Origin of the sequence: Melaminivora alkalimesophila, assembly GCF_000282995.1 — a bacterium.
GTDB lineage: Bacteria > Pseudomonadota > Gammaproteobacteria > Burkholderiales > Burkholderiaceae_C > Melaminivora > Melaminivora alkalimesophila.
Genome location: NZ_ALEE01000813.1, coordinates 1 through 10812, shown reverse-complemented (window position 1 = coordinate 10812; position 10812 = coordinate 1). Strand labels below are relative to the sequence as shown.

Genomic DNA, 10812 nt, shown 5'->3' with positions numbered 1-10812 from the left:
TTGCACTGGCTCGAGCCGCTGGCGGCGCGGCACGCTCTGCCCCTGCTGGCACTGGAGCGCGCGCGCCGGATGCGCGGCAGCGCCGCCGTGGCCCTGGGCGGGGTGGTCGCGGCGCTCAGCCTGGCGGTGGCGCTGACGGTGATGGTGGCGAGTTTTCGCGGCTCGGTCATCCAGTGGCTGGACGCCGTGCTGCCCGCACCGCTCTACGTGCGCCTGGCCGGTCCGGCTGGCGAGGATGCGGCCACGTTCCCGCCCGGCTTTGGCGAGGCCGTGGCACGGCTGCCCGGCGTGCAGCGCGTGCAGCCCCAGCGCGTGAGCAGCCTGCTGCTCGACCCGACCCGCCCCCCCGTGGCGCTGCTGGCCCGCCCGCTGGGCGCCGATCCGGCGCAGGCCCTGCCCCTGGTCGGCAGCGCCCATCCCGTGCCTGCCGACCGTGTGGGCATCTATGTGAGCGAGGCGGTGGTGCAGCTCTACGGCGTGCAGCCCGGCGCGGATTGGGCTGCGCCGTCAGCGGCTTTTGCCCCCCTGGTGCAGGAGCCAGGGGCGCCAGCAGCGAGGTTCTTCGTCGCAGGCGTGTGGCGCGACTATGTGCGCCAGTTCGGCGCCATCACGCTCGACCGCGACGACTACGTGCGCCTGACGGGCGATGCACGCACCACCGACCTGGCCCTGTGGCCCGCGCCCGGCGCGGACGAAGCCGCGCTGCGCGGCGCCATCGCAGCGCTGGCCCAGGAGGCGGCAGGCGGCAGCGAAGCCGGCAGCGCGTCCTCACCCACACCCCCCGCGCTGGAGTTCAGCGCCGCCGCCGCCATCCGCGCGCGCTCCCTGGCCCTGTTCGACCGCAGCTTCGCCGTCACCTACTGGCTGCAGGCGGTGGCGATCGGCATCGGCCTGTTCGGCGTGGCGGCGAGTTTCAGCGCCCAGGTGCTGGCGCGGCGCAAGGAGTTCGGGCTGCTGGCCCACCTGGGCCTGACCCGCGCGCAGATCCTCACCGTGGTCGCCGGCGAAGGAGCCGCCTGGACGGCCATCGGCGCGCTGGCCGGCACGCTGCTGGGGCTGGCGGTGGCCGTGGTGCTGGTGCATGTGGTGAATCCGCAGAGTTTTCACTGGACGATGGAGCTGCGGGTGCCGGTGGGGCGGCTGGCGGCGCTGGCTGCGGCGGTGATGGCAGCGGGGACGGTGACGGCGTGGCTGGCGGGACGGGCTGCGGCGGGGCGGGATGCGGTGATGGCGGTGAAGGAGGATTGGTAGCTGGCGGGTGTGCGCTGGTCCTGACCCGTGCGGCAGGGGCCGGGAGGCGACAGGCGCGCCCGCGCAGGTGGTCGGCTGCGCGAGAATGCTGGGATGGCCCGTGTCTCCTTCCCCTGGCTCTCCGCGGCGATCGCCCGCATCGAAGCCGACTACCACCGCAGCGCCGACACCCACCTGATCCCGCTGCCCCTGCCCGCCTTCGCCGCGCACGGCATCGACCTCTACCTCAAGGACGAGTCCACGCACCCGACGGGCAGCCTCAAGCACCGCCTCGCGCGCTCGCTGTTCCTGTTTGCGCTGTGCAACGGCTGGATCCATGAGGGCTCGACCATCGTCGAGGCCTCCAGCGGCTCCACGGCGGTGAGCGAGGCCTACTTCGCCCGGCTGCTGGGCCTGCCCTTCGTGGCGGTGATGCCGCGCTCGACGTCGGTCGAGAAGATCGCGCTGATCGAGTTCTACGGCGGGCGCTGCCACTTCGTCGATGCAGCCGACGAGGTGTACGACGCGGCGCGCGCCGTGGCGGCCGAGACGGGCGGGCATTACATGGACCAGTTCACCTACGCCGAGCGTGCCACCGACTGGCGCGGCAACAACAACATCGCCGAGAGCATGTTCACGCAAATGCAGCGCGAGCGGCACCCCATCCCGCGCTGGATCGTGGTGGGCGCGGGCACGGGCGGCACCAGCGCGACCATCGGCCGCTACGTGCGCTTCCAGATGTACGACACGCAGCTGTGCGTGGCCGACCCGGCCGGCTCGGTGTTCGGCCCGTACCACCGCACGGGCGACGCCACGCTCACCGCGCCCGGCTCGCGCATCGAAGGCATTGGCCGCCCGCGCGTCGAGCCGAGCTTCATCCGCACGCTGGTGGACCGCATGGAGGAAGTGGCGGACGATGAATCCATCGCTGGCATGCGCGCGTTGTCGCAGCTCTTGGGCCGGCGCGTGGGGCCGTCCACCGGCACCAACTTCGTCGCCATGCTGCGGCTGGCGCGCGAGATGCGGAACGCCGGGCAGCAGGGCTCCATCCTGTCGCTGCTGTGCGACGCCGGGGAGCGCTACCTGCCGACCTACTACGACGAGGCCTGGGTGCGGACGCACCTGGGCTGCTGGGCGGACGCGGGCGCGCGCGTCGATGCGCTGCTGCGCGAAGCCTGAACCGGCTGGATCGCCATGCCTGGGCCCGCATCTGCCTGGCACCCTGCCGCCGGTGGGCCGGCCGAGCGGGCGGCGCCAAAGGGCGGCCCCACACGCCGCCAGTGGCTGCTGCGCGCGCTGGGCGGCGCCTCGGGGCTGGGCTTGGGGCCGTCCGCCTGGGCGCTGCCGCCGCGCACGCTCGCCTTCCCTCGCGACCACGGCAGCCATCCGGAACGGACCACCGAATGGTGGTACATCACCGGCCATGCGCGGGCCGGGGGACGGCTGTGGGGCTTCCAGGTCACGTTCTTTCGCTCGCGGGTCGAGCTCACGCAGGCCATGCAATCGCGCTTCGCGGCCAAGCAGCTGCTGTTCGCCCACGCCGCCCTGACGGATGTGCAGGGCCGGCGCCAGTTGCACGACCAGCGCATCGCGCGGGCGGGCTTCGGCATTGCCGAGGCATCCGAGCAGGACACGGCGGTGCACCTGCGCGACTGGCACCTGGTGCGCAGCCCGCTGGACGCCCCGGGCCACAGCCGCTACCGCACGCAGGTGGCGGGCAACGGTTTTGCGCTGGAGCTGGCCTTCGACAGCACGCAGCCGGTGCTGCTGCAGGGGCAGCAGGGCCTGTCACGCAAAGGCCCGCAGGCCACGCAGGCGAGCTATTACTACAGCCAGCCGCAGCTGGCGGTGCGCGGCAGCATCGCACGGGACGGCCACCGCATGCCGGTCGAGCCCGGCAGCGGCCGCGCGTGGCTGGACCACGAGTGCAGCGATGCGCTGATGCACCCGGATGCGGTGGGGTGGGACTGGATCGGGATGAACCTGGACGATGGCCGGGCACTCACGGCCTTTCACCTGCGCCGTGCGGACGGCAGCGCGCTCTGGGCGGGCGGCTCGATGCGCGCCCCGGGCGACGCCGCGCCGCAGGCGTTCGCGCACGATGCCGTGGTCTTCACGCCCCTGCGCCACTGGGGCAGCCCGATGAGCGGCGCGCGCTACCCGGTCGAATGGCGCGTGCAGACACCCGCAGGGCGGTTTGGCGTGCACGCGCTGCTCGATGACCAGGAGCTGGACAGCCGCGCCTCCACCGGCGCGATCTACTGGGAGGGCCTGAGCGAGCTGCGCGACGCCGACGGCCGCGCGGTGGGCCGTGGCTACCTGGAAATGACGGGGTACGCGCAGCCGCTGCGGCTGGGCGGGTAGTGGGCTGTGCCGGCGTCTGGCCGGCGCGCTCACTCGATCGCCAGCCGCTGGCCCCGGCCGCCCTGCTTCTTGGCCAGGTTCAGGGTCAGCACGCCGTGCTCGTACTTGGCCTGGCAGCCCTCGGGGTCCAGCTCGGCGGGCAGCTGGAAGCTGCGTGAGACACTGCCGTAGTAACGCTCGGAGCGCAGCACCTTCTCGCCCTCGGTCTTTTCATCGCGCTGGCGCACCTCGGCGCTCAGGGTGACGATGTTGCCGTCCACCGAGACATGGATATCTTCCTTGGGCACGCCCGGAATCTCGGCCGTGATCAGGAAGCCGCCGTCATTCTCGCGCACGTCCACCTTCATCTGCGAGGGGTTGGGCAGCGGGTCGCCGTGCAGCGGGCGGATGTAGAAGCCCGGGTTCATGTCCTTGAAAAAATCGTCGAACAGGCCACCACGGCCAATCAGTGCATTCATGGCAATTGCTCCTTTCGATGATCGGGTTGCAGGGCCGGCACTGCGCCGGCCTCCTGCATTCATCTAGGGTTGGGCGCCCGCCAATTCAAGGGCCCGGTCGGCGCGCAGGGCCGACAGGGCGGCAGCGCCTGCCCGGAGCCACTGCCCCGGCGCGGGCGTCAGCCCGAGGTGCGCCGGCGCTCCAGCCACGCGATCAGCTCGCCCATGATGCCGCGGCGGAAGGCCAGCACGCAGACCACGAAAATCAGGCCGGTGACGATGGTGACCGACTCGCCCAGGGTATTGAACCAGTCGATGGTGGTGAGGCGCGCGAGCAAGTGCCCCAGCTCGCCGATCTTGTTCTCCAGCAGCACCACCACGGCCGAGCCGACCAGCGGACCGCTGAGCGTCCCCATGCCGCCCACCAGCGTCATCAGCACCACGTGGCCCGAGGCCGACCAGTGCACGTCCGACAGCGTGGCAAAGCCCAGCACCAGCGTCTTGAGCGCGCCCGCCAGCCCCGCCAGCGCCGCGGAGATCACGAAGGCCAGCAGCTTGAAGCGGTTGGTGTCGTAGCCGAGCGACGTGGCGCGCGGCTCGTTTTCCTTGATCCCCTTGAGCACCTGCCCGAACGGCGAGTGGATGGTGCGCACGATCAGCAGGAAGGCGGCGACCACGACGATCAGGCACACGTAGTACATGGTCAGATCGTTGCTCAGGTCGATGACGCCGAACAGCTTGCCGCGCGGCACGCCCTGCAGCCCGTCCTCGCCGCCCGTGAAGGGCGCCTGCAGCGCGGCGAAATACAGCATCTGGGCCAGCGCCAGCGTGATCATGGTGGCGTAGATGCCCTGGCGGCGGATGGTGAACCAGCCCATCACCAGGCCCAGCAGCGCGCCGCTCAGCAGGCCCGCGAGCAGCCCCAGCTCGGGCGTTGCGCCCCAGACCTTGATGGCGTGGCCCGTGACGTAGGCCGCGCCGCCCAGGAAGGCCGCGTGGCCGAAGGACAGCAGGCCCGTGTAGCCCAGCAGCAGGTTGAAGGCCGAGGCGAACAGCGCGAAGCACAGCAGCTTCATCACGAACACCGGGTAGGCGCCGATGAAGGGCGCGGCGATCAGGCCCAGCAGCAGCAGGCCATAACCGATGGGAGCGAATTTCTTGACGTTCATGTGGGGCACCCCGGCGTGTTCACTTTTCCTTGCCGAACAGGCCGGCGGGGCGGATCAGGAGGACGATGGCCATGATGACGAACACCACGGTGGAGGAGGCCTCGGGGTAGAAGACCTTGGTGAAGCCCTCGATCACCCCCAGCCCCAGGCCGGTGAGGATCGAGCCCATGATGGAGCCCATGCCGCCGATCACCACCACGGCAAACACCACGATGATCAGGTTCTGGCCCATGAGCGGCGTGACCTGGTACACCGGCGCCGCCAGCACGCCGGCGAAGGCCGCCAGCGCCGCGCCGAAGGCGTAGGTCAGCGTGATCATGACGGGCACGTTCACGCCGAAGGCCTCGACCAGGCGCGGGTTCTCGGTGCCGGCGCGCAGGTAGGCGCCCAGCTTGGTCTTCTCGATCACGTACCAGGTGGCGATGCACACCACGATCGAGGCGACCACCACCCAGGCGCGGTAATTGGGCAGGATCATGAAGCCCAGGTCGGTTGCGCCCTCGAGCAGCTCGGGCGTGTCGTAGCCCAGGCCGGAGACACCGTAGATCGAGCGGAACACGCCCTCGATCAGGAGCGTCAGACCCAGGGTCAGCAGCAGGCCGTAGAGGTGGTCGAGCTTGTAGATCCAGCGCAGCAGCAAGCGCTCGATCGCCACCCCGAACACCCCGACCACCAGCGGCGCCGCGATCAGCATGACCCAGTAGTTCACGCCAAAGTATTCCATCGCCATCCAGGTGGTCAGGGCCCCCAGCATGAACAGCGCGCCGTGCGCGAAGTTGATCACGTTGAGCAGGCCGAAGATCACGGCCAGCCCCAGGCTGAGGATTGCGTAGAACGAGCCATTGACCAGCCCCAGCAGGAGCTGGCTCAGCATGGCCGGCATTGAGACACCAAAGATTTCCATGGAACGACGCGGGAGCCGCGGGGTGAGGGTTCGGTTTCAGGCGGGCAATCGGCGTGCGCGTGCCGGCATCACTTCCAGAGCGCGCACTTGCTCTCGGCCTTCGTCGTGAAGACCTCCTCGCCCGGCAGCTTCTTGATGATCTTGTAGTAGTCCCAGGTGCCCTTGGATTCCTTGGGCGACTTGACCTGCACCAGGTACATATCGTGCACGTAGCGGCCGTCGGCGCGCAGGTAACCCTTGGCGAAGAAGTCGTCCATCTTCATGTTGCGCCACGCTTCCATGACCTTGTCGGCGTCGGTCGTGCCGGCGGCTTCCACGGCCTTCAGGTAGTTCATGGTGGCGGAGTAGTCGGCGGCCTGGATCTCGGTGGGCCGGCGCTTGGTCTTTTCCATGAACTTGTCGGCGAACTTGCGCGAGGGCTCGTCCATGTCCCAGTACCAGCTGGTGACGAACTGCAGGCCTTCGGTGTTCTTCAGGCCCAGGCTGTGGATGTCGCTGTAGAAGACCAGCATGGGCGTGACGCTCATGGTCTTGCCGATGCCGAATTCCTTGGCGGCCTTGATGGCGTTGATGGTGTCGCCGCCGGCGTTGGCCAGCGCCAGCACCTGCGCCTTGGAGTTCTGCGCCTGCAGCAGGAAGGACGAGAAGTCCGAGGCGTTGAGCGGGTGGCGTACAGTGCCGACCACGGTGCCGCCCTTTTCCTTCACGATCTTGGAAGCGTCGGCCTCCAGCGCGTGGCCGAAGGCGTAGTCCGAGGTCAGGATGAACCAGCTCTTCTGGCCGCCCTCGACGATGGCGCCGGCCGTGCCCTTGGACAGGGCGACGGTGTCGTAGGCGTAGTGCACCGTGTAGGGCGTGCACTGCTCGTTGGTCAGCGCCGAGGAAGCCGCGCCGTTGTTGATCAGCACACGCTTCTTCTCTTCCGCCACCTTCGCCATGGCCAGCGCCGCGCCGGAGTTGGTGCCGCTGAAGATCATGGTCAGGCCCTGGGTGTCGATCCACTCGCGCGCCTTCGACGCGGCGATGTCGGCCTTGTTCTGGTGGTCGGCCGTGAGCAACTCGACGGGCTTGCCCAGCACTTTCCCGCCGAAGTCATCGATCGCCATCTGGATGGCGACGCCGCCGTTCTTGCCTTCCACGTCGGCGTAGAGGCTGGACATGTCGCTGATGTAGCCGATCTTGACCTTGTCTTCGGCGTGGGCGGCGGTGCCCAGCAGGCCGGCGGCGGCCAGTGCGAGGGCGGTGGTGGTGAATGTGCGGTTCATGCTTGTCTCCGGGTTGCTGTTCTTCTTCACGGGTCAAAGGAACACGGCCGCGGCCGCGGGCACTGCGCCTGCCCGCGACCACGGCCGGCGTTCACATCACTTCCAAAGCTCGCACTTGCTCTCTTCCTTGGTGGTCCAGACCTGGTCGGCCGGCAGCTTGGCGACGACCTTGTAGTAGTCCCAGGCCTGCTTGGACTCGGAAGGCGACTTCACCTGCATCAGGTACATGTCGTGCGCGTAGCGGCCGTCCGGGCGGATGGTGCCCTCGGCGTAGAAATCCTTGAGGGGCGTGGACTTGAGCTTTTCCATGACCTTGTCGGCATCCAGCGTGCCGGCGGCCTCCACGGCCTTCAAGTAGGTCATGGTGGCGGAGTAATCGGCCGCCTGGATGTCCGTGGGCATGCGCTTGGCCTTGTCGTAGAATTTCTTGCCGAAGGCGCGCGTCTCGTCGTTCAGGTTCCAGTCCCAGCTGGTGGTCAGCAACAGCCCTTCGGTGTTCTTCAGGCCCAGGCTGTGCACGTCGGTCACGAAGACCAGCAGGCCGGCCATCTTCATGGTCTTGTTGATGCCGAATTCCTTGGCGGCCTTGATGGCGTTGATGGTGTCGCCGCCGGCGTTGGCCAGGCCCAGGATCTGCGCCTTGGAGTTCTGTGCCTGCAAGAGGAAGGACGAGAAGTCCGACGCGTTGAGCGGATGGCGCACGCTGCCGGCCACGGTGCCGCCGGCTTCCTTGACGATCTTGGAAGTGTCTGCCTCCAGCGCGTGGCCGAAGGCGTAGTCGGCCGTCAGGAAGAACCAGCTCTTGCCGCCCTGCTTGACCACCGCCGCGCCCGTGCCCTTGGCCATGGCGACGGTGTCGTAGGCATAGTGCACGGTGTAGGGCGTGCACTGCTCGTTGGTCAGCGCCGAGGAGCCAGCGCCGATACTGATGTAGACGCGCTTCTTCTCGGCCATGACCTTGGCCGTGGCGAGCGCCGTGGCCGAGTTGGTGCCGCCCAGCAGCATGCTCAGCCCCTGCGTGTCGATCCACTCGCGCGCCTTGCTGGCAGCGATGTCGGCCTTGTTCTGGTGGTCGGCCGTCAGCAGTTCGATGGGCTTGCCCAGCACCTTGCCGCCGAAGTCGTCGATCGCCATCTGGATGGCCATGGCGCCGTTCTTGCCGTCCACGTCGGCGTACAGGCTCGACATGTCGGTGATGAAGCCGATCTTCACCTTGTCCTGGGCAGAGGCCTGGACGCTGGCGAGCGCCAGCCCGGCGGCGCCGAGCAGCGCCAGCGTGGTCTTGAGGGTGTGCTTCATGGGAGGGTCTCCTTGTCTTCGGTCGGAAAGCGGGAAAGGGGCGCCGGGCTCAGACGCCCAGCAGCTGGTTGAGCACCGGCATCTTGGCCGCCAGCTCGTCGGCCCGGAAGTGCTCGACCATGCGGCCGTGCTCCATGACGTAGAAGCGGTCGGCCAGCGGCGCGGCGAAGCGGAAGTTCTGCTCGACCATGACCACCGTGTAGCCCTTCTCGCGCAGCGTGGTGATCATGCGCGCGAGCGCCTGCACGATGACCGGCGCCAGCCCTTCGGAGATCTCGTCGAGCAGCAGCAGCTTGGCGCCGGTGCGCAGGATGCGCGCCACGGCCAGCATCTGCTGCTCGCCGCCGGACAGCCGCGTGCCCTGGCTGTTCTTGCGCTCAGCCAGGTTCGGGAACATGGCGTAGATCTCGTCGATCGACATGCCTTGCGTGCCGGTCTTGAGCGTGGGCGGCAGAAGCAGGTTCTCCTCGCACGACAGGCTGGAGAAGATGCCGCGCTCCTCGGGGCAGTAGCCCACGCCCAGGTGGGCGATGCGGTGCGTGGCAAGACCAATGGTCTCGGTGCCGCCCACCCGCACGCTGCCGCTGCGCGCGCCGGTCAGGCCCATGATGGCGCGCAGGGTGGAGGTGCGCCCGGCGCCGTTGCGCCCGAGCAGCGTGACCACTTCGCCGGGCTGGACCAGCATGTCCACGCCGTGCAGCACGTGGGATTCGCCATACCAGGCCTGCAGGCCGGTGATTTCCAGGGCAGGTGTCGCCATGTCAGTGCGCCCCCTGCAGCTGGCCGTCGGTCGTGCCCATGTAGGCTTCCATGACCTGCGGGTTTTGCGATACTTCCTCGTAGGGACCCTCGGCCAGCACGGCGCCGCGCTGCAGCACCGTGATGCGGTCGGCGATGGTCGAGACGACCTTCATGTTGTGCTCGACCATCAGGATGGTGCGCCCGCTTGACACCTTCTTGATCAGCTGCGTGACGCGGTCCACGTCCTCGTGGCCCATGCCCTGCGTGGGCTCGTCGAGCAGCATCAGCTCGGGCTCCATGGCCAGCGTGGTGGCGATCTCGAGGGCACGCTTCCTGCCGTAGGGCAGGTTCACCGTGACCTCGTGCGCCATGTCCTCGAGGCCGACCTCGGCCAGCAGCTGCATGGCGCGGCCGTCGAGCTGGTGCAGGCTGCGCTCGCTGCGCCAGAAGTGGTAGGACGTTCCCAGCTTGCGCTGCAGGCCCATGCGCACGTTCTCCAGCAGCGTCAGGTTGGGAAACACCGCCGAGATCTGGAAGGAGCGGATCACGCCGCGGCGGGCGATCTGCGCCGGCTGCTCGCGCGTGATGTCGGTGCCGTTGAAGCGGATGGTGCCCGAGGTCGGCTCCAGGAACTTGGTCAGCAGGTTGAAGCAGGTGGTCTTGCCCGCTCCGTTGGGGCCGATCAGCGCGTGGATGGAGCCACGGCGCACGCTCAGGTTCACGTCGCTCACCGCGGTGAACCCCTTGAACTCTTTGGTCAGGTGGGAAGTTTCGAGTATGACGTCGCTCATTGCAGAAGGGTGCGCGCAGCGCCATCGGCGCCGTGCCACACCCCGTGTCTCCATCATTGGTTGTTGCGCTGCATCGTAAGCGCGCCATTGTGGCGGCGCACTGGGGCGAATGCCTATGTAGTTACGCTTATGGGGAATCACCCGGGCGACAGGCGTGCCGTCCCCTCAATCCGGGGCCAGCGCCAGCGCCACGGCCGCCTCGTCCACCGCCACCACCACCGGCGCGCCGCTTCGCAGGCCCGAGCCGGCCGGCGCAAAACCGACCACCTGCAACCCCGTGTCGAGCTGCGCCGCCACCTCGTCGCCCAGCGCCCCGCGCGCCACGCGGCGCACGCGCGCCGGCCAGCGGTTCGCACCGGCCCCGGCGTCCTGCGCCGCGGGCAACACCTGGACCGCCGTCGCCTTGCACAGCGCCTGCACCGCCGTCCCCGGCTGCAGCGCCAGCAGCTCACAGCTCTCGCGCGTGATGCGCGCCCACAGCCGCGGCGCCGCGGCCTCGCTGCCCGCCCCGCGCAGCTCGAGCCGCACCAGCGGTCCGCTCGCCTGCAGGCTGCGCACCTCGCACGGCCACTGGTTGCGCATGCTGGTGCGCACCGACAGGCCGAGCGCCGC

General features: G+C 69.0%; 11 protein-coding genes. 3 read left to right on the top strand and 8 right to left on the bottom strand.

Going from position 1 to position 10812, the window contains the following annotated elements; genetic code table 11:
- The 3 genes from A612_RS15755 to A612_RS15745 form a co-directional block, all read left to right on the top strand.
- Nucleotides 1–1251 (top strand): FtsX-like permease family protein (locus tag A612_RS15755; RefSeq protein WP_040437212.1); only part of this gene is annotated, 1251 nt, incomplete at its 5' end.
- A gap of 93 nt (nt 1252–1344) precedes the next feature.
- On the top strand, nt 1345–2409 hold the full coding sequence (locus A612_RS15750) for a PLP-dependent cysteine synthase family protein (RefSeq protein ID WP_019375394.1): 1065 nt from the start codon (nt 1345–1347) through the stop codon (nt 2407–2409).
- A gap of 15 nt (nt 2410–2424) precedes the next feature.
- A complete protein-coding gene (locus tag A612_RS15745) occupies nt 2425–3594 on the top strand; it encodes a lipocalin-like domain-containing protein (RefSeq protein WP_019375393.1) in 1170 nt (389 codons plus the stop codon).
- A 29-nt stretch (nt 3595–3623) separates the two neighbouring features.
- Here A612_RS15745 and A612_RS15740 read toward each other — a convergent pair whose 3' ends face one another.
- The 8 genes from A612_RS15740 to A612_RS15705 form a co-directional block, all read right to left on the bottom strand.
- Nucleotides 3624–4052, bottom strand: coding sequence for an Hsp20/alpha crystallin family protein (locus tag A612_RS15740; RefSeq protein ID WP_019375392.1), 429 nt, complete (start codon nt 4050–4052; stop codon nt 3624–3626).
- Between the two features lie 158 nt (nt 4053–4210).
- The gene (locus A612_RS15735) at nt 4211–5200 is read right to left on the bottom strand and encodes a branched-chain amino acid ABC transporter permease (RefSeq protein WP_019375391.1); all 990 of its coding nucleotides are present in this window, start codon (nt 5198–5200) and stop codon (nt 4211–4213) included.
- Between the two features lie 19 nt (nt 5201–5219).
- Nucleotides 5220–6104, bottom strand: a complete 885-nt coding sequence (locus A612_RS15730) for a branched-chain amino acid ABC transporter permease (protein WP_040437211.1) — start codon at nt 6102–6104, stop codon at nt 5220–5222.
- Between the two features lie 68 nt (nt 6105–6172).
- Complete coding sequence (locus A612_RS15725) at nt 6173–7369, bottom strand: ABC transporter substrate-binding protein (protein ID WP_019375389.1); 1197 nt, start codon at nt 7367–7369, stop codon at nt 6173–6175.
- Nucleotides 7370–7465: 96 nt separating this feature from the next.
- A complete protein-coding gene (locus tag A612_RS15720; protein WP_019375388.1) occupies nt 7466–8668 on the bottom strand; it encodes an ABC transporter substrate-binding protein in 1203 nt (400 codons plus the stop codon).
- 49 nt (nt 8669–8717) lie between these two features.
- A complete protein-coding gene (locus A612_RS15715; protein WP_019375387.1) occupies nt 8718–9428 on the bottom strand; it encodes an ABC transporter ATP-binding protein in 711 nt (236 codons plus the stop codon).
- 1 nt (nt 9429) lies between these two features.
- The gene (locus A612_RS15710) at nt 9430–10200 is read right to left on the bottom strand and encodes an ABC transporter ATP-binding protein (protein WP_019375386.1); all 771 of its coding nucleotides are present in this window, start codon (nt 10198–10200) and stop codon (nt 9430–9432) included.
- A gap of 165 nt (nt 10201–10365) precedes the next feature.
- Nucleotides 10366–10812: TOBE domain-containing protein (locus A612_RS15705; protein ID WP_019375385.1), on the bottom strand; the 447-nt coding region annotated here is incomplete at its 5' end.